Origin of the sequence: Nonomuraea antimicrobica, assembly GCF_039536965.1 — a bacterium.
Taxonomy (GTDB): Bacteria; Actinomycetota; Actinomycetes; order Streptosporangiales; family Streptosporangiaceae; genus Nonomuraea; species Nonomuraea antimicrobica.
The window spans coordinates 1-18386 of sequence record NZ_BAAAZP010000293.1; the positions used below are offsets into that span (position 1 = coordinate 1).

Sequence of the window (18386 nt, forward strand, 5' to 3'; positions counted from 1 at the left end):
GGTCGTGCGACCGGCGGCGCCCCCTTCTTTTTCGCCTTGTTTGGCGCCGATCCGTTCCGCCATCTCTTCCCCGTGCGGTAGTTGATGCCGATGATCCGGCACGCCTCTTGGCTGCTGAACCCTTGATCCATAAGGCGGAAGTATTCCTCCCGCTCACGGGTCAGCTTCCGCCGCCCCTGAGGGGTCCGGATCTTGCGGATCTCGAACTCCATCGCACTCCCCAACCTGGGGTGTTGCGACGACCGCTAGAACGGAAGGGGAGGGCGGGGGCGCTTTGTGCTGTTGTGCAAGGTCTATCCGTCCGATTCGGCATGCACGCCAAGCTTCGCTCCGAGCGCTGTCGGCTTTCCCGGTACTACCAGCTCCACGAGCTCGAGGAGATCGTCTCACTGGCCGATCTGCGTGAGATGGAGGAAGACGCTGGCGAGGAGACGGCTTGACGGCATTGCCCTGCTTCGGGGGGAGCTGGCATGCTCGCGATCATGACGATACGAGGCGATCAAGGCGGATGGGCTCCTGAGAGCGACACGGGCGGCTGGGCGCCGTCAAGCGTAGGCGGAGGCGTACGCACCCACATGGGCGGCGTGCGGCGTCACACGGGCGGCTGGTAGCCCCCACAAGGTGGCGTTGTCGGCGGCCGGACAGCAACCCCACGCCACTCCAGCGAACAGGGCCAGGACCGTGCTGGTCCTGGACTTTCCTCACAGCCGCCGCGGCTGCGAATCCGCCGCACCATGCAGGGATCCCGACCGCATCGCTCGATTGATGGCCGACGAGCACCCCGCCGGTTTGACCCCGTTACCCCGCCGTGTCGAATCCGCCGAGCAGCCGTCGAACCAGGCGCACAGCCGCGCCACCCACCGCCAGCGCGGGGTGAGCGGTCCGGACGGCACAGAGCCGTAGAAGCCGCCATCAGGAGGAATAGGAGGGGGCATCGTTTCCTCCGCGTTGAGGGATTGCCCTCCGGGGATGATGGGCGGCCACGGGACGGGCTCTCCAGCGGCACCGTCCCATGGCCGCGCCGCCCGGTTCGGGCCTGTGCCGGGCGGCTGCCGTGGTTGGAGTGCGGGGTTCGCAACCACGGCCGGAGTGGTCCTCCTACGTGGGTGCGCGGTTCGGAGTCACGCAGGGTCGCTCTGGAGCGTGGTCATGTCGAGCAGGGCGCGCAAACTGACCTCCCCTTGACGGGCTGCGGCAGTGAGGGCATCCAGGTGAGCTGCTGGGAGATTTCCGGCGCCGAATCCCGACGCGGCGAGCACGCCGGCGACTTCTTGGTTCTGCTGCGGGGTCATACGGGAGCGCATTTCGTGGTGCCTCAACACGTCTCGGGCAGCGTACGCGTCCGAGCAGGCCACGCCGATGACAGCGGACCGCAGGTCGGCGTCGTATGCTGTGGGCTGGTCGGCAGTCAGGTCGAGCGCGCTCAGGCCGAGTCGAGCCCGGAACGCCGCGGTCATCGGTTCCGGCTCGGCGACCAGCGCGAGTGCTTCCTGCACCGCATGTTCCAGTTCGTCCTGTGACGGCGTCAACGTCGTCGGCTGGCAGTAGATGCGCAAGATGGCGGCGACGGCGTTCTCCCAGGGCTCGGCGGGAACGCTGGAGGCGATCATGTCGGCGGCTTGCTGGTGGAGGTCCTGTTCCACCAGCGACATGATCGTGATCTGTCGGCCGTCGAGAAGCCGCTGGCCGACGCCGCGGTGCGCGGCCATGGATTCGGCTGCCTCTGTCCAACGGCCAAGGCTGGCGAGAGCTCTGGCGCCGTCGACCAGCAGGGTGACCCACAGCTCCGTACAGATCTTGCGGTGGTCTGCGCCGGTCTGGATCAGTGGCGACAGGTCAACATCGTGATCATGGACGATGGTGGCGCCGCGCTGCTGGGCGGCCCGGTACAACTGCTGCAGTACTGCGAAGGCGCCCCCGCCGTCACCCTCGCGGATCAGGAGTCGGGCGATGTTCACCAACGGCATCAGCGACATCACGGCGATGTCTTGGTTGAGGCTGCCGGCTTCGGCGAAGACCTTGTGCTGCCGCCAGCACAGTTCGGCGGCCAGGTCGGGCATCCCGCTGTCGGAGGCGATGAGCGCGGCGAAGTTGAGGACTCCGCTGGCGCGGGCCACTCGCTGGGAGTGGTCCGCGCCAGGCATTTCGACGGTCAGCGCGGTGAGCTCTGCAATGCGCCTGTCCAGGGGAAGCCCAGGAGCCTTGGGCCGGCAAACGAGCGGGATACGACGGGCGATCGCAGGGTTCATCACGCTGTTCCCTTCTACGGCCAGTCGACGACGAGTCGGCTGTTGGACTTGTCGATGATGAAGCGCCCGTCAGCGGCCTTCAGCAGGTCGCGGTGGGCGTCCGTGGCCATCCGGAAACCGGGGGCGGGGGCGTCGTTGCCGTAGTCGCGGGCCCACTCCTGGATCGCGGCGACGACCTGATCGGCGAGGGAGGCGGCGCGCGGACCATGACCGATGACACCGATCTCCCAGAACCGGCCCGCGGCGTCATCGCCCTCGCGGACGGTCAGGTAGGCCAGGCTGTCGCCGTCGAGCGCCGCCATGGAACCCCACCCGAAGTGCGGGGTGAACCCGGGCCGCTGGCCAGGCATCCGGGACAGGCCGTTGGGCAGGACACACGCCAGCCACAGGTAGACCCACTCCCAGGCCGAGCCCTGCCGGAACTTCACGCCGGTGTAGAGCTTGTGGGAGGGCTCGTCAAGGACGGCCCTGATCGCCTCCCGGTCGACGAGCTGCTCGCTGTAGGTCTCTAGCTGGACGTTGCCCTCCCCGGCCATGGAGATCGTGGTGCGGACGTCGTCGCAGATACCCTTGCGCATCGGGACGAACGTGGCCATCTCGCAGGAGACGGCCTTCCAGGTCTCGCCGTCGCGCTCGAAAGCGAAGGAGCGGGAGATGCTGCCGCGAATCCGCATCGGGATGACCACGCGGCCGTCTGGGGCCAGTTGCTCCAGGGCGGTGAGAGGGATGTCGCCGGCGCCCACGGTGAACTGGATCCGGTCGTACGGGGCATGCTCGGGGAGCCCGGCCGCGCCATCAGCCAGCAGCGCGGTCACGTTCGATACGCCGGCGGCCTCCAGGTGCTTGCTGGCGATGTTGACGAGGTCGGTGTCGACATCCACGGTCCAGACGTGGCCGCCGGGGGACACGAGCCGCGCGAGGATCGCGGCGTTGTAGCCGGTAGCTGCTCCGGCTTCCAAGATCTTGTGGCCGGGCTGTGCGCCCAGCTGCTCCAGTTGGGTGGCGACGACCGACGGCGCGGAGATGCAAGAGATCATCTCGCCGCCGGTGTCGTGCTTGATCGGCACGGCGTCGTTAACGTAGGCGGCCTCGACGTCGGCGTCGGGGATGAACCGGTGACGCTCGACTTCCCGGAAGGCGTCGATGATGGCGGCGGTGCGCAGATGCCCGGATTCGGTGAACTGGTCCACCAGGGCGTTGCGCAGGTCAGTGGGGTCGCTGGTAGTGATGGTGCTCTCCATTCTCTCGAAGGTAGGGGTCGCCGGTGTGGACTGGCCGGTAGACACGGGGGTCGGTTCGTCGTCTCCGAAGGAGACGTGCCAGCCCAGCCAGGCTGCGGCGGCCTGCTCGGCCACGGGTACGGCGGCGCGGTTGAAAGCGAAGATCGCATGGTGGGCGAGGACAGCGCGCAGACCTCGCCGGAGTTGCCCGCTGGCCGCGAACCTGGCCAGGCAACGGCCGGCTTCCTCGAAAGCGGCGACGCGTTCGAGCCAGCCGGGTTCCGTAGTGTCCCGCTTGGCGGCGTCGGCGTTCATGAGGCGCCGCATGGCGGCGATAGCCCCGGCCCGGGGGGACATCTCAGGCGGGTTGATCGCCGGGCGGAGGTTGCCGACCTTCGCCCACACGTCGCCGATCTCGAACGGGTCGAGCCCGGCCGCGCGGTTCATGGTGGAGATCAGCAGGATGCACCGCTCGCGGGCGTGCGGGCTGCCGGTTTCGGCCAAGGCCGCGGGGCTGTCGGCGCACCACACCTCATGGGCCAGGTCCATGCCCAGTGGGCCGCCGAAGGCGTCGGTCTCAGGCTCGTAGATGCCGTCAACCCAACCGGCCGCGAGCCCGTCGGTGACGAGCTGGTCAAGCAGATCGGCGGCGGGCCGGTCGGTGCGCAGCCGGAGCTTGCCCTCTTTGCGCAGGAAGTGGAAACGCCGACCGGTCAGCGCGGCCGCGAGTGCGGCTGCGGCTTTCGGGGTCACGCCGGCATCGCCGGGAAAGCGGACGGTGGCTGGCCACCATTCTCGCTCGTCGGGAAGCGGCAGGTTCTCGTCGGAGTTCATTGTTCTCGTGTTCGCTCCTGCTCGGTCGAAGGGTCGGGTACGGCGGGTCAGTGGATGAGCAAGGCGCGGGTCCAGCCGGTCATGTTGGAGCCCTCCAACGCCAGGACCGCCCCGGCCCGCCCTTCCAGAAACCCGGGCTTGACCAGCTCGGCGATCCCGGCGACCAGCCGCTGGCGGGTCTGCCAGATGGGGTCGGCGAACCGGTCGGGGGTGGGGCTGTCGGCTGCGATGGCGGTCGCGACGGTCAGCAGCCCGGCCCAGCCGTGGCAGAGGGAGGCATCGGTGACCCGGTCCAGGCGGGCCGGGTCGGTGAGGGCGGCGAGGGCGAGTTCCTCGGCCTTCTGCCTGCGGGCGTCGTCGCCAAGCGCGAGCGCGGCCAACTGGAGAGTGCGGGCGATGCCGAGGTCCCCGTAGCACCAGGAGGGGCGCAGGGGTGGCGCCTGCTGCGGCTCGTCGGCGAGCAGGTGGCCCAGGGCAATCCAGTAGAAGCCGCCGAACTCCTCCAGCCAGGTCACGAACGTCTCGATCGCGTCGATCTGGCCCTCCACCAGGATGTCGTGGCGGGTGGCGAGGGAGAGCAGCGCCAGCGGGCCGGCGATGCCGTGTGCCACACCGTTGTTCGCGTGGCCACCGGCGATCTCCTGATGCCCGGGGCTGTCCGGCGACCACCATCCGGGCAAAACTCGGGCATCAACTTCAGCTGGTACTGCCAGCGTCACCAGGTGGGTCAGCACCTCGTGGAGCAGCGGCGGCGGCCAGCCTGCGCGGGCGAGCAACAGCGCCCCCAGCCCGGTGAGTCCCCGGATGAGATCGAACTCCGCCAGCGTCGGAAGCTGCGCCGACTCTCGCCGCTGGCGGGCCGCGGCGAGCCGAGCGTGCACGACCCGGTCGACGGCTGCTTGAACGGTACGGTCGGCGCTCCCGGCGCGGCCAAGCACGAACTCCAGGGCCGGGGCACCGTGGAAGAGGCAGGCGTTGGAGCCGGTGCTGACGCCGCCGGCGACTGCCTCGGCGAGTAGGGGCCGCGCTGCGTCGAGGTTGCCGCGCTCGATGTGGAGCAGTGCCCTCCCGAGCACGCCCTCGGCCAGGGCCTGCGTCCTGGGCGGGCTCATCGGCCTGCCCTCACGGAGACGACAATGCTGTGGGCTCGCCCGCCGATCCACCCATCCGCGTCCGGCGGTGGCGCGTCGTAGAGCACCGTGACGGGGGAGCCGCCCAGATGTGTGCGGAGCACGTCCAGGTCCATCTCCCTGGTGAGGTTCAGCGGGAGACGCTGATCGTCCATGGCCAGGAGCACACGCTCCGGCACACCCGCCCGGCAACGCCAGGCGTGCAGGTGCTCGCCCCACTCCTCCAGGCGTGCCGAACGGCCGGGCAGCGTGCGGGCGCGAAGCTGCCAGCGCGCGGCAACCAGGATGCTGCGCCGGTAGTGCAGCGCCGGGGTGAACGGCAGCGTCCACGCGGCGCCCCAGTCGAACCAGGTCACCTGCGGAGTCGCGGCGCGGCTGATTTCGGCCAGGAACCGGACCAGCGGCGGGGTGTAGTTGTTCCACACGAAGTTGATCGCTGTCGGCGCGAGCAGTTCGAGGCGCTGCCCGGTGGCGGCCACCGCGAGGTAGAGGTGGCTGCCGCGCAGACCCACGACCAGATCAGCCGGGAAGAGCACCTTGTCGTCGCTGCCCCGGAACTCGCCGACGCTGACCAGCTCCGGCAGGACCTGCGGGGTGCGGGTGAGCAGGTCGGCCTCGACGCGGGAGGGGTGGAACGACAACTGCGCCAATTCCGCCACGGGATCGACCGTGGGAAGAGTCGCCTGGTCGGCAGGGGCTTGGGGGAACAGGTGCCGGAAGCGTCCCGTCATCGTGCCGGCCGCCCTGGAGACGGTATGAACGCGGACGCGGAAGTTGCCCTGGTCGAGCGCCGGGAGCGATCGGGCTTGGACCTGTGCGCACACCTCGAAGTGCGGGGCCAGGGTGGTGGGCGGTTGGTCGGCGGCGGCCTCCAGCTCCTCGAGGAGCGTCTCGGACAGGATCACCGTCTGGCGGCGTTCGACGGCGGCGGTCCCGGCGAGTTCCAGCAGCAGCCGGCCGCGTCGCGACATCGGCCGCGGCGGCTCGGCCACCGAGCCGAACCCGCCAGGCAGGCCCAACCCGTTGTCGGGGTCGACGAGCTGCTCCAGGCCGACCTCGGCGCCGTCTCCCCACCGGGCGGCGAACTGCTCGGTGTAGCGCCGCCATGCCTCGGTTCCGGCTGGGTGGGGCGCGAGCCTGGCGAGCGCGGTTGCCGCGGTTTCCAGCTCGGCCGCGACCGTCTCCGGCAGCCGCACCTCGGCGTCCAGCAGTACGTCCACGGACGCCTCCCGCTCGCGGGCATCCAAGGTGCCGGCGGGAAGGTCGGCGGCCGGGTCGACGATCGTGGCGGGGGCACGCAGCGCCGACCGCAGCAGGCTATGGCGCAGCAGCTCCGCGAGGAACGCCGCCTGGCGGTGCTCGTCCGCCTGCGGGAACTCCGCCGCGAGTTTGCCCGCGAGCGCCGCATGCCGGATGGGTGACTTGGCCGCCTGGAGCACGAGCGCCAGCGCGGGAGTCAGCGCGAGGGAGAACTCCGACGCGCCCTCGGACGGCACGAAGACGCGGCCGTCACGCACGTACGCCAAGTTGTTGACGCACACCTCGATATCCGCCATCGAGGCGGCGTCCGACTCCCGCGCCGTGATCGCCTCGTCCAGCGCCCGGGGGTTGGCTCGGGCGACGATCTTGTGCTCCTCCCCGACAAGCACGGCGGATGTCTCGCCGAAGTCGATCAGACAGACGCCCGCGAACAGGCCGAACGGCGTGGACCGGTGCTCGTACCTGATGGCGTATCGGGCGACCGCGAGCGCGGCGCGACGCGCCCGGCGGGCGTTCGACGACCGTCCGTCCAGGACTGCCTCCACCTGGCGGGCAAGATCCCGGCTGGCATTGGAGACCGTACGGCGGAAGGTGTCATCGGCCCATATCGGGCCGAGCCAGGAACGCCACTGCTCTGTGGGCGTTCCGGGCCCTGGCCATGGCGGCAGAGCGGGGGCGGAAAGGTTCACCGCCGCGCGCAGCATCCCGGTGCCGGTGCGCCGGTACAGGATCCGCCGTGACCGTGTCATCACGCACACTCCGTTACTGAGGGAGAGGGGAGCGCGGGCCCGGGTGGGCCCGCGCCGCGCGGGCTAGGAGGTCGTGCAGGCGCTCGGGCAGGAGCTGCCGCAGTTGTCGCCGGTGCCGCACAACAGCACCGTCTCGGCCGCCGGGGTGTTCTCGATGAACGTGATGTCGAGGTCGAACGGGTCAGACGTCGCTCCCGCGTCGACCGCGGCGGTCTGCTCGATGGTGGAAGTGCTCATGTCCTGCTCCTTGTCCTGTGTTGGGTTCCTGACGTGGGTCGCATAAGTACTACATACTTCATAGTTCGCGCAGCCTAGAGGACACCGAGTAAGTAGTACGTACTATCGGTAGGGTGAGAGCCGTGACGAGCACGGCAAGCTACCGCCAGGTGGCCGATACCATCCGCCGATTTATCCACGACGGCACCTATCCGCGCGGCTCGCTGCTGCCTAACGAAGACACCCTTGCTGACGAGCTCGGCGTCCACCGGGCCACAGTCAACAAGGCGTTGAAGATCCTCAAGGCCGAGGGGCTCGTCTACGTGCATATGGGCGTCGGCACCTACGTCCACAAGCTGCCGCCCATCTTGCGCAATGCAGCCGTACGGCACAGCCGCGCCCACCGAGAACGCGGCGGAGCGCGCGGATCGTTGGCCAGCGAACTCGAACAGCTTGGCTACAGCCTGGACAACCAGACCACCATCGGCCCCGGCCGGCCGCCCGCCGAAGTCGCCGAGGTCCTGGGCGTTGACCCCGACAACGACAGCGTCATCATCCGAGCCCGGCGCATGTACGCGGAGGGCGTGCCCATCCAGATCGTCACCACCTACATCCCCCGCTCGATCGCGGAGGGCACCCCGATGGCGGAACGTGACCCGGGTGTGGGCGGGATCAGCAGCCGCCTGGCCGAACTCGGCCACGCCCAGGTCGACATCCAAGAAGACGTTGATGTCCGGCCACCCACGGACGAAGAAGCGCGGTTCTTGCGCATGACGCCCGACCAGCGGGTCTACGAAATCTTCCATATGGGACTGACCCGTGACGACCAGCCGGTGAAGGTCAACCTCTATGTCCTGCCGACCTATCAGTGGAAGCTGCGCTACCGCTACAGCGCGGACCCGGACTGATCTGGTGGCCCGATAGAGCATCAGGTGGTGCCTCTCTCGTCGGCGGAATTCCTCCGCGGAGTCGATGTGGTGGCAGATCAGTCGTTGCGCGGCTCGGCGCGTGGGGGGGGAATGCCCGGACAGGTTCAGGGCGAAGGGCCGCGTCGTGGGGACAGGTCGGGGCTCCACGAGTCGGACCTCCTGGGTCGCCGTTGGGTAGTGCGCGGTGTCCAGGAGCCGGGGGGGTGTGCCGAGGTCTCCCCGCGGCGTGGTGCGAGTGCGCGGCCGTACGTCGCCTCCTCGCCACATCGCAGCGAGTGCGCGCCGTGCCGGCTTCTGAAGGACCTCTTCCCAGCACTGGCGCAACTGCGTCCCCATCCACCGCCAGCAGGGTCGCAGCTCGGCGTCCGCCAGGTCATCCGGCAGCCAGCACACGAAGCCGCTGCCGTCAGGCGCCGGAGGGGCGATCATCGTGGGCCCCTCCCGTGCTGGGTTGCTGTGGCGGACCGGCCGTGGGGCGGTTGCTTCTCAGCCGTTCCACGGCGGGCGCCCCGGACCGGGCCTTGCCGGGGTGGCTGCTGCGGGCCATGACCGGGGCCTGGCTCGCAGAGGGAAAGGGCCGACACGGGGTTCCTCCTTCAGGCTGTTCGGGTGGTGGCGCGGAACAGGTGGACGAGGTGCTGCTGCCGGGACAGCGCGGGGGCCAACGTGTGGCAGTCCGGCGCGCGGACGACCTTGATCACTCCCAGCGCGCGCATGGGTTCGGTGATCGGGAAGCGCGGGAGGGCTCCCCACACCTCGGCGCCGTTTTCCCGACCGCGCATGATGTCCCAGCCTGGGAAGTCGCGGCGAAGGGCGTGGAGCTGTAGGTGGGCAAGCGTGGTCGGGTTGTCTCGGCTCATATGTGATCACCGTTGTGCTCGTGGCTCGGCTTGTACGCGGTTGGCCGTGGGACGGTAGGTGAGCAAGCGGGGGTGCCGCCCCACGGCCTCTTCGCCCTAGCAGAGGGGAGAGAGTGCCGGGCGAAGGCGCGGCGGATCCGAGACGGGGTAACTCGTGGGTTCGCCGCATGGGGAGGGATATGGCTGGTGAAGCGGTGAGGGAGGCGAGCAGACGGCCATCTAGAACCGTCTCCCTCAGTCCCGGCCGATGGTTCGACGGCGGACGGCCGGACGTTGGAGCTCGCAGCCCGCAACGGACAGGTGCTCCGTGCGGGCTGCGAGTTGTAAGCGGCGCGGACCACGACGGTGCTTCGATTCTGGACTTGGATCCGCGCCGGCGTGCGCGGTCGGCCATGGATGAGCCGCCCTCGACCGGCCGCGCCAAGACGCGGCGTAGCATCCCCGACTGCGCTCGGGTTCGCCTGTCTCGCCACGTCTCGCCTTATCACCGGGCGCCCCCGCGGGGACCGGGAAGACCTTCCACGAGGGACGGTTGCCGCGTCGCCGATGCCAGAGCAGTCGGCGACTGCCACAGCGCGTGCGCTTCGCTGCTCATGCGCCGCAGCAACTCCTCGGGATAAGTGGCCTCGACAATGAGCCCGGGCGGCGGGCAATGACCCCGATAGAAGGCCACGAGCCGGCGGTTTCGGCGGGAGTACATCAGCCACCAGTCGGGCAGGCGCCGCCGCCAGTGCATGACGAACGCTTCCGCCACAGCGTCGGCGGCGGCATCGGCGTCGCGGGCCAGCATGGGAAACTCCTTGTCGGTGTGGATGGTCGGGGCTCAGGCCAGGCGATGGTGATCGGTCAGGGGGTTGGACCTGCCTCGTAGGGTTGGCAGGCTCGCGCCTGCGGGTACTGCTTGCCAGGTGCGGGGTGAGGGCGGCCGTTGAACCGGACGGGTTGACCCTTGGGCAGCGCGGTGTAGCCGTCGGCCAGATCTCGGGCGGCGATGAACCATCGCGTTCCGTCGTTCTCGGTGATGAACCCGTGGCCAGTGGGATTCCAGCGGTTGACGGTGCCGTACCGGTAGCCGTCTGCAGCGGGCCGACCGCCGACGTTGCGACCACCCCCGGCCTTGGACACGAACGGGTAGGTGAGCCGGTAGTCCTCCGTCAGGCCGGAGACCAGCAGGTCATTCCACGACGGCGCATAGTCGGCTTCGTCCGTCAGGCCGGACTCGGTGCTGATCTCGCCGCGGGACCCATCGGACTGGACGTACTCGTCACAGATGCTCGGCACGATGACGGTGATCCTGCGCTGCTGTAGATAGCTCACGAGCGGAGCCAGATGCGCATCCGGGGCGATCAGGGCGACGATGTCCAAGGACGCGGCGACCGCCCTGTCGAAGGTGACCAGGGCCAGGGTGACATCGGCGCCCATCTGCTTGCGGGCATGTTTTCGAGGGGAAAGGACGGCATCGTGGCGGGTGATCTCCTCCCCTTCCAGGATCCGGTCCCATTCCTGCGTGGAGCCGCGGGGTATCCATCTGCCGTCATCGACTCCTGGGTGGGTCAACTCGGGGGGACGGCCCAGCACGTAGTGGGTTTCGGTCAGGGTGACCGCGTTCAGGGGATGGCCGAGATCACGATGTACGTACCAGCGCAGGATGTCGTGCACCCCGCCGAACGCCAGGCCGGCTTTCCACGGGGAGTCGGTGGCCATGTATTGCCACAGGCGGCCGAACCAGCCGCCGTCGTAGAAGACGCCAAGCCGGATGCTCGTCGTGGTCATCGGATACTCCATTGAGGGGTTGGCGGGTGAAGACGCGGGCCGGGCGTTGGCGGCCGACAGGGTTGAACGCCCGGCCCGCGTCAGAGTGCGGTGCGGCGGGCGCGTGGACAGCCGGGCCGCCCGCACGCGACGTGGCAGCACAGCGCGCGATGGAACGCGCTGCTCCGGCTCCCGCGGATTGCCACGCCACGATCATTTGTGGTGTCCTCGTGTCGGCCGGTCAGAGTTTGGACAGCTGGAAGGCCAGCCAAGCCCTGCCCGCGTCGGCCAGACGCACGTGCGTGTCGTGACGCTGGACAGGTCCGTTGCGGGCCTCATACAGGTGAGACAGCGTCCATAACGCCATAAGCCCAGCCACTTGCACGGCGGACGCCTCTCGCCATGCGGGTATCGCCGACAGCAACGCTCCGGCCTGTTCGGGGCTGTGCCCCTCCGAGATGAGCGAAGGCGCCAGCAGAGCGGCGTCGATCCACGGCAGCCCACAGGCCGCCTCGTACCAGCCCACCACGTAGACGAACCCGCTCTTGACCAGCAGCTTGCGGTGATTGAGGCGGCAATGCAGCAGAGCGTCGTCTTCGCAGAGCCGCTCCATGTCGAACCGCTCCAGTGCCGCATCGTAGAGATCGAAAGCGTCCAGCTCAGCCTCAGGGGCGAGCAGGTGCCGCCCCTTGGCCCAGAGACCGTTGGCATACTCGGTCACGGGCCGGCCTCTGCCCACGGTGGCCGTCTGGCTGAGCCGTGCCAGCGCATCCATGACCAGGGGTAGGTCGGTTGAATCGGGCCGCAGATCGGCATAGCGCGTGTGATCATTGATGAGTTCGAACGCCGACACATGCCAGTGATCGACGTCGAGGTCCCATAGCAGCCGCGGCGCGGGAGCCCCTTGGGGCAGATGCCGGGCAGCCCACCGTTCCCGCCTGTGCAACTCCGCGGCCGGACTGCTGGTCGGGACGGCCCTGATGAACACGTCGTCGATGGCCGCGTACACGCGGGCGGCGAGCCCTGGCGTGGTGCCTTCGACGATCTCGGCTCGTTTGACGGAGCCGACCTGCTCCTCTATGGCGGCTCGCACGCTGAGGGGAAGGTTGTTGTCCCAGTCGTCCAGGCGATCGTGCATGGAAAGCCTCCGATGTTGATGAACTTCCTTAAGTTGGGCGGTCGCGGCGGTCACGGCTTTCGTCCAACCGCGCACAGGCCGAATCGGTCATGGGCTCCCGCAATGATCATGTCTTCGGTCGGTCGCCACTGGTCCAGATAGACGAGCCCAGGCTCGATCAGCTCGAAGCCGTCGAAGAACCGCTGGATCTGCGCCGTCGTTCGCGGCACAACCGGAGCACTGGCCTTTCGGTGCGCGTACTTTTCGGCACCTGCCCGCGCGATACCGTCCGGGTCGTCCCACAGATGGGACAAGATCAGATAGCTTCCCGGCGCTATCCGGTCCCGGATGGTCTCCACCAGCCGATCCGGGCCGTCCTCGTCGGTCAGCAGGTGCAGCATGGCCACCAGGAGGATCGCGACCGGCTGAGCGAGGTCCAGGTGAGCACGTAGATCGGGGTGGTCCAGGATGTCCTTCGGATCACGCAGGTCGCCCTCGATCGCGATCACGTCAGTCCTGATCCCGGCCAAGAGGGCGCGGGCGTGGTTTAGCACGATCGGATCGTTATCGATGTACGCCACGCGCGCGTCCGGGTTGATCCGCTGCGCCACCTCGTGCACGTTCGGCGACGTGGGGATGCCGGTGCCCAGATCGACGAATTGCCGGATGCCTGCCTCGACGACAGCTTCCGTCGCTCGAACCAGGAAGTTTCGATTCGCCCGTGCTGTGGCGCGAGCGTTCGGAGCCACCTTCAAGACCTGCTCGGCCAGCTCCCGATCGGCGGCGAAATTGTCCTTGCCGCCGAGGAAGTAGTCGTACACCCGGGCGATGCTGGGCGTGTTCGGGTCCACCCCCGACGGGGGCGATGCCGTGCGGTCACCGGTCATTGGGGGCCTCGCGCAGTTTGTGCGGACTTTGCGGTCGGTTGTGAACGTGTCGTTCTGCTCGTCGAGACGGGCATCGAGCGCTCGGTGATCCGTGGGGACGTCGGAACGCGGTGGGGCCGAGTCGGCGGCCGGACCGACGGACGTGCCGGGGCCACCTGCGGCATCTGACGGCCCAACCCCAGACGGCGCCGGGCGGCCATCCGCGCCCGCACCTGCGCGACTGTCGGCTGATCCCAGCCGTGATGCCGGCGGTGCGCCAGGGACGCGCCGTCATGGGCGTACGGGGCATTTCCGCACCACCTGCACCCAAGAGGCATCGGGGGGTGATCTGCGTGCCAGCGGATCCGGATGGCTCTAGGCTTCTGCACGGGTCAGGACCTCGATTCCTGATCAAGGCCCCGGATCCCCCGGTGTTCGCGCACCGGGCCGGGGCCGCCTTTATGGCGAGGGCGCCGAAACAGGAGCCCATGGGGGTAGCGTTTCCAATGCGGGAAGTCATGGTCTAGGGGTGGACTGTCCGCAAGGTGTCCGCTGCGTTGCGGACACACAGCGGACATGGCAGGGAGCACCGCATGGGCATGGAACCGTTCGGTGAGGCGCTTCGACGCCTACGCCTGCGCACCGGTATGTCCATCCGCGAGGTAGCCCGCCTGGCCAACTGCGGCAAGAGCCACATCTCTGATCTCGAAAATGGACGACGCTCGCCGAGCTTGGCGGTCGCATCAGCACTCGACAGGGCACTCGGAGCAAATGGTGGGCTCCTGGGGCTGGCTGACCGCAGACCGGTTGCGATTGTCTGGCCAGAGGCCAGCGTGGACGTGCTACCGCCCGTCGATGCCATCTTGGCTGATGCTCGCCGTTACGTGGACGGGTCCATCGTTGAGGAGTTGCGGAACCAGCTCGAAGCGAGCAAGGCCGATGACGGCACCCTCGGCCCAGCAGCTGCGCTGCCGAAAGTGCTGGGCGTGCTGGCGGCCGTTCAGCATGCGGTCCGTGAAGTGAAGCCTCAGGCTCGGCGGCAACTGTTGGCTGTGGGAGCCGAGGGCGCGGAGTTCGTCGGCTGGTTATACCGTGACCTCCGCGATCTGCCCCCGGCGACGTACTGGTACGACCGGGCAATCGAATGGGCGCAGGAAGCCGACGACAGTGCCATGCAGGGCTACGTACTACTGCGCAAATCCCAACTTGCCTATGACCGGCACGATGCGCTGAAGGTACTTACCCTGGCTGAAGCGGCGCGGCGCATCTCCCCCCGACTCCCGCCCGGGGTCCGAGCCGAAGCAACGCAGCAGGAGGCTTTGGGCCTGGCCATGCTCGGCGAGCCGCTGCGCCAGGTTAAGGAGAAGCTCGACGAAGCCCGCAAGTTGCTCTCGGATGCAGCCAAGGAGCCCGGTACGCTTGGCAGCTCCTTCACTGATCACACTTTGCTGCTACGCAGCAGCGCGTGCTTCACCGAGGCCGGCAAGCCTGCCAAGGCAGCCGAGATACTCGAGGAGATCATCGCCAACAGCAGTCTGTCCTTTCGCGATGTCGGCTATTTCCAGGCCCGTCGCTCAGCCGCCTTGGCCTTGATCGGGGAACCAGACGAGGCTGCCATCCTGGGCCTGAAAGCAGCGCGCGTCGCCCGAGCCACCCGCTCGCGGCGGACGACCACTGTCCTGACCGACATGCTTGAGACCCTGGACCGCTGGCGCCGCCGACCGCATGTGCGCGCTCTGCACGACTTTTTAGCTGAGCGAGGTGCCGGCTAAGCCTCTTCCTGCAGCCATTCGGCCACGGCCTGAATCACTGACGCCTGCCAGATCTGGCTCTGAGGGTTGAGGTATTGCGGGTCATCATGGACGGCGAAACCGTGCTGTGCACCTTCGACCTCCACCAGAGTGCAGGGCGCGGTGAACTGGGGCACGGCCGCGTGCGTGGACTCGATCGGCACGAGGGTGTCCTTGGTGCCGTGCACGATGAGCGTCGGGGCCTGGATTGCCTCCAGGACCGCGTGCGGCTGCAACCAGAAGACTTCGTTGAGAAGGGGGCGGCCGTGCTTCAGGTGAGGCGTAAAGGCGATGTAGCCCTGCTCGGTGAGTTGTTGTGCGACAGCTTCGTCCAGGTAATCGTCATGCCAGTAGGGGCGGCTGTCTATGGTGCGCTTCTTGTAATCGAACTGGGGGTTGAGCAGTACCAGCCGGGACACTTCTTCGGGTCGATGGGCGGCATAGTAGCCGCAGATCCCGCCACCGAAACTCGCGCCGAGCAGGCTCAGTCTGGTGGCTCCAGTTGAGTCACGGACATGCCGGAGCGCGACGCGGATGTCGTTGAGGATGGTCGAGAGGGTCAGCTCTTCCTGGCGGCCCTCGCTCTCGCCATGGCCGCGCAGGTCGAAGCGCAGGGAAGCCAGACCGGAATCGCTCAACCCGTTTGCCAGCCGCGTGAAGAACCCGCCCTCCTCGCGCGTCACCCCGCCGCCGTGCACCAGGACGACTGCGGAATCTGGTGATTCGCCCGGTGCGACGAGTGTTCCGGCAAGGTGGAGACCGTCGAGGGAGCGGAAGGTGATTTCTTGCGCGATCGAAGTCACGCACAGCAGCATACGGACGACTTTGGTCATGCTGCGAGCTCTCGTCCGCTATGCGCGCAGACTACGTCAGGTAACAGCTGGGGCCTTACGTCGTGGGCGCGTTCACCAGCTCGGCGGCGCGCAGCCATTACCGCCCTCGCCGACCGCCCCCGGGTGCCCGGCACTGCGCCTGACAGGCCCCAGGGTCTGCATCTGTGACGAGGGTGCCGAAGTAGCAGCCCGCAGGGGTAGCGTTGCCAGCACGGGAAGTCATTGTCTAGGGACGGGCTGTCCGCAGGGTGTCCGCAGCACTACGGACGCAGCGGGCACCCAGCGGACGCGGTGAGGGAGCACCTCATGGGCGCAGAATCGTTTGGTCAGACACTTCGACGTCTACGCCTACGTGCTGGGATGTCCATCCGCGATCTCGCCCGCTTGGCCAGCTGCGGCAAGAGCTACATCTCCGATCTCGAACACGGACGAGGCACACCCAGCCTGGCGGTCGCAACCGCTCTTGATAGAGCACTCGGAGCAGGCGGCGAACTGGTGGCCCTCGTGCCGTCCGTCCCCATGTGGCGAGCGCCGATGGGCACGCTCGATGGGCAATTCACAGCCGACGACGAAGAGCGCCTTGTTCTGGCCGCTCGCCGCCCCTCCCGCCTTGACCTAGTCGCCGTTGCCCATCTACGGCATCAGGTTCACCAGCTTGACGATCGGTACGTCTCCGAGCCATCGACGGCGCTCCTGGCGGACGCTGGGCAGTACCTCGCCCAGGTGCGCTTCCTGAGCACACACGCCCCGAGCGGGCGCGTGCGGCGCGAGCTGTCCGCCGTGGAGGCTGAGGCAGCCACACTCATGAGCCAACTCGTTTGGGACGCCTCACAGCGGCGTGATCATGCGACCGCCCACCTCTACCTTGACCAGGCACTACGTGCCGCCCGCCAGTGCTGTGATCCGGTAGCAGAGGGGCTTGCCCTGCTGCGGAAGACGATCGTAGTTCTCTACGGTGAGCAGAACCCGCGCACCGCGCTCACCCTGGCCCAGCAGACGGCGGAGACCACCACGCACGCCAGCGAAGTCCTGCGCGCCCTAGCCCTGCTGCACATGGCCGAGGCACACGCCATGCTCGGCGCGCAGGCTGCCTGCGAAGCGGCGCTCGCCGAAGCCGAGACCTGCTTCGGCCGAGTCGACTCCACCGACGCCGCGATCGATCTCTTCTCGTTCAGCCAGTTCGGTCGTATGGCTGGCTCGTGCTACCTGTTCTTGCAGGATCACCGGCGTGCACAGTCCTTGCTTGAAGACACGGCGCGGGCGCTGGACGACCAATCCAAGGCGCAGGCCATCGTGCTCGGCAATCTAGCGCTAACCGCCATTCGGCAAGGCAATCTGGGTGATGCAGCCGCACGGTTGCACCAAGCCATAGACGTGATCGAGGTCAACTGGGGCGGCGGCGGCTTGAACATCGTGTTCGGAGCCAGTCGCGAACTGCGCTCCTGGCCAGCCGTACCGGTGGTGCAGGACGTGCAAGACCGGCTCTTGAGCCTCATGACCATGAGATAAGGAACGACGGTGGCGGACATCGACCGGGCGAAGCAGGCCGTACGCGAGCGGGTGTGGACGCTCCTGGAGCAGTCAGGCGCGGCCGAGGCGGGGGTACGCGGCTACATCCCGACCTTCAACGGCGCCGACGAAGCCGCCGAGCGGTTGACGACCCTTGCAGCATGGCAGCGCAGCCAGGTCGTGAAGGCCGTACCAGACCAGGCGCAGCTTCCCGTGCGCATGCGTGCGCTCAGGGAAGGCAAGATCGTCTACATGGCTGTGCCGAAGCTGGCCGAGGCGCCGCCGTTCTACCTGCTCGACCCACGGGACCTCCCGGTGTCGGCCTGCGAGGCTGCTGACCGAGCTGTTGCGGCGCGTATCGCCCCGAAAGTTGGTGTGGAGGAGATGAGACCTGTTGACCTCGTGGTCTGTGGCAGCGTGGCGGTGAACCAGGCCGGCGTACGGCTGGGTAAGGGCGCAGGCTACTCCGATATCGAGGTAGCACTGCTGGCAGAGGCGGGCTTGCTAAGCGACGAGACCACCATCGTGACTACGGTCCACGAACTGCAGGTCCTCGATGAGGAACTACCCGAGGACGAGCATGATTTCCACGTAGACCTCATCGTCACGCCGGAGCGAGTCATCGCCTGCACTTCACCGAAGCGCCCAACGGGTTTGTCATGGGAACGCATGAGCCCCGAAAAGATCGCTGCAATCCCTGTTGTGGCAAAACGGGCGTTGAGCCGCGATTCGACGCCACATTGAACCGTGGAAGACGGCGTGCCGGTGGTGTCCGTGGCGCGCGCCGAAGCTCGCGCATCGGCGACGATCCGAAGGGGTGAGTCGTCGTTCAATCCGCAGGGAGTGTTTGTCTCGATCCTAGACAAGGACTCGGGATGCCCCTAGTCTTTGTCTCAAGGCTGGACAAAGATAGGAGTTGAGCTGTGGAGGCCAAGCGGTACCTGAGCAAGGACGACATCGGTCGAACCTTCAACGTCTCCGGCCCGACGGTGGGGAAGTGGCTCATACGCTACGCCGACACTGACCATCCCACCCCTGAGCCGGCCGCATGGATCGGCGACACCCCAGGGTG

The 18386-nt window shown here is 67.9% G+C and carries 15 protein-coding genes and 1 pseudogene; 4 read left to right on the forward strand and 12 right to left on the reverse strand.

The window, feature by feature from the left end; genetic code table 11:
* The 6 genes and pseudogenes from ABD844_RS52750 to ABD844_RS52775 form a co-directional block, all read right to left on the reverse strand.
* A pseudogene (locus tag ABD844_RS52750) lies at positions 1 to 212 on the reverse strand (IS30 family transposase); the annotation flags it as partial.
* A 909-nt stretch (positions 213 to 1121) separates the two neighbouring features.
* On the reverse strand, positions 1122 to 2249 hold the full coding sequence (locus ABD844_RS52755; RefSeq protein WP_344897858.1) for a hypothetical protein: 1128 nt from the start codon (positions 2247 to 2249) through the stop codon (positions 1122 to 1124).
* 14 nt (positions 2250 to 2263) lie between these two features.
* On the reverse strand, positions 2264 to 4303 hold the full coding sequence (fxlM, locus tag ABD844_RS52760) for a methyltransferase, FxLD system (RefSeq protein ID WP_344897861.1): 2040 nt from the start codon (positions 4301 to 4303) through the stop codon (positions 2264 to 2266).
* Positions 4304 to 4350: 47 nt separating this feature from the next.
* A complete protein-coding gene (locus ABD844_RS52765; protein ID WP_344897864.1) occupies positions 4351 to 5415 on the reverse strand; it encodes a lanthionine synthetase C family protein in 1065 nt (354 codons plus the stop codon).
* On the reverse strand, positions 5412 to 7442 hold the full coding sequence (locus tag ABD844_RS52770) for a lantibiotic dehydratase family protein (protein WP_344897867.1): 2031 nt from the start codon (positions 7440 to 7442) through the stop codon (positions 5412 to 5414). Before ABD844_RS52770 ends, ABD844_RS52765 begins: the two co-directional genes overlap by 4 nt.
* 63 nt (positions 7443 to 7505) lie before the next feature.
* Complete coding sequence (locus ABD844_RS52775) at positions 7506 to 7679, reverse strand: FxLD family lanthipeptide (RefSeq protein ID WP_344897870.1); 174 nt, start codon at positions 7677 to 7679, stop codon at positions 7506 to 7508.
* Between the two features lie 122 nt (positions 7680 to 7801).
* Here ABD844_RS52775 and ABD844_RS52780 point away from each other — a divergent pair, with 122 nt between their 5' ends.
* Positions 7802 to 8566, forward strand: coding sequence for a GntR family transcriptional regulator (locus ABD844_RS52780; protein WP_344897873.1), 765 nt, complete (start codon positions 7802 to 7804; stop codon positions 8564 to 8566).
* 617 nt (positions 8567 to 9183) lie between these two features.
* On the opposite strand, the gene ABD844_RS52785 is transcribed toward ABD844_RS52780, so the two are convergent.
* The 5 genes from ABD844_RS52785 to ABD844_RS52805 form a co-directional block, all read right to left on the reverse strand.
* On the reverse strand, positions 9184 to 9447 hold the full coding sequence (locus ABD844_RS52785; RefSeq protein ID WP_344897876.1) for a hypothetical protein: 264 nt from the start codon (positions 9445 to 9447) through the stop codon (positions 9184 to 9186).
* 484 nt (positions 9448 to 9931) lie between these two features.
* Positions 9932 to 10237, reverse strand: coding sequence for a hypothetical protein (locus ABD844_RS52790; protein ID WP_344897879.1), 306 nt, complete (start codon positions 10235 to 10237; stop codon positions 9932 to 9934).
* Between the two features lie 56 nt (positions 10238 to 10293).
* Positions 10294 to 11220: an NYN domain-containing protein gene (locus tag ABD844_RS52795; protein WP_344897882.1), complete on the reverse strand. Its 927-nt coding sequence runs from the start codon at positions 11218 to 11220 to the stop codon at positions 10294 to 10296.
* Positions 11221 to 11440: 220 nt separating this feature from the next.
* Positions 11441 to 12337, reverse strand: a complete 897-nt coding sequence (locus tag ABD844_RS52800; protein WP_344897884.1) for an aminoglycoside phosphotransferase family protein — start codon at positions 12335 to 12337, stop codon at positions 11441 to 11443.
* Positions 12338 to 12387: 50 nt separating this feature from the next.
* Complete coding sequence (locus ABD844_RS52805; RefSeq protein WP_344897887.1) at positions 12388 to 13203, reverse strand: SAM-dependent methyltransferase; 816 nt, start codon at positions 13201 to 13203, stop codon at positions 12388 to 12390.
* Positions 13204 to 13775: 572 nt separating this feature from the next.
* Between ABD844_RS52805 and ABD844_RS52810 the strand changes: the two genes are divergently transcribed.
* Positions 13776 to 14954: a helix-turn-helix domain-containing protein gene (locus ABD844_RS52810; RefSeq protein ID WP_344897890.1), complete on the forward strand. Its 1179-nt coding sequence runs from the start codon at positions 13776 to 13778 to the stop codon at positions 14952 to 14954.
* Here the strand turns inward: ABD844_RS52810 and ABD844_RS52815 are convergent.
* Positions 14951 to 15805, reverse strand: coding sequence for an alpha/beta hydrolase (locus ABD844_RS52815; protein ID WP_344897893.1), 855 nt, complete (start codon positions 15803 to 15805; stop codon positions 14951 to 14953). The two genes, ABD844_RS52810 and ABD844_RS52815, sit on opposite strands and share 4 nt — an antisense overlap.
* Positions 15806 to 16111: 306 nt before the next feature.
* On the opposite strand from ABD844_RS52815, the gene ABD844_RS52820 reads away from it, so the two are divergent.
* A complete protein-coding gene (locus ABD844_RS52820; protein WP_344897896.1) occupies positions 16112 to 17314 on the forward strand; it encodes an NsdA family TPR-like regulatory protein in 1203 nt (400 codons plus the stop codon).
* 9 nt (positions 17315 to 17323) lie between these two features.
* Positions 17324 to 18058, forward strand: coding sequence for a 5-formyltetrahydrofolate cyclo-ligase (locus ABD844_RS52825; protein WP_344897899.1), 735 nt, complete (start codon positions 17324 to 17326; stop codon positions 18056 to 18058).
* Positions 18059 to 18386: the final 328 nt, after the last annotated feature.

Coding starts and splice junctions, on each gene's coding strand:
- ABD844_RS52815 (WP_344897893.1), bottom strand. CDS start 15,805: ATGACCAAAGTCGTCCGTATGCTGCTGTGCGTGACTTCGATCGCGCAA.
- ABD844_RS52795 (WP_344897882.1), bottom strand. CDS start 11,220: ATGACCACGACGAGCATCCGGCTTGGCGTCTTCTACGACGGCGGCTGG.
- ABD844_RS52790 (WP_344897879.1), bottom strand. CDS start 10,237: ATGCTGGCCCGCGACGCCGATGCCGCCGCCGACGCTGTGGCGGAAGCG.
- ABD844_RS52785 (WP_344897876.1), bottom strand. CDS start 9,447: ATGAGCCGAGACAACCCGACCACGCTTGCCCACCTACAGCTCCACGCC.
- fxlM (WP_344897861.1), bottom strand. CDS start 4,303: ATGAACTCCGACGAGAACCTGCCGCTTCCCGACGAGCGAGAATGGTGG.
- ABD844_RS52755 (WP_344897858.1), bottom strand. CDS start 2,249: ATGAACCCTGCGATCGCCCGTCGTATCCCGCTCGTTTGCCGGCCCAAG.
- ABD844_RS52805 (WP_344897887.1), bottom strand. CDS start 13,203: ATGACCGGTGACCGCACGGCATCGCCCCCGTCGGGGGTGGACCCGAAC.
- ABD844_RS52765 (WP_344897864.1), bottom strand. CDS start 5,415: ATGAGCCCGCCCAGGACGCAGGCCCTGGCCGAGGGCGTGCTCGGGAGG.
- ABD844_RS52775 (WP_344897870.1), bottom strand. CDS start 7,679: ATGAGCACTTCCACCATCGAGCAGACCGCCGCGGTCGACGCGGGAGCG.
- ABD844_RS52770 (WP_344897867.1), bottom strand. CDS start 7,442: ATGACACGGTCACGGCGGATCCTGTACCGGCGCACCGGCACCGGGATG.
- ABD844_RS52820 (WP_344897896.1), top strand. CDS start 16,112: ATGGGCGCAGAATCGTTTGGTCAGACACTTCGACGTCTACGCCTACGT.
- ABD844_RS52800 (WP_344897884.1), bottom strand. CDS start 12,337: ATGCACGATCGCCTGGACGACTGGGACAACAACCTTCCCCTCAGCGTG.
- ABD844_RS52810 (WP_344897890.1), top strand. CDS start 13,776: ATGGGCATGGAACCGTTCGGTGAGGCGCTTCGACGCCTACGCCTGCGC.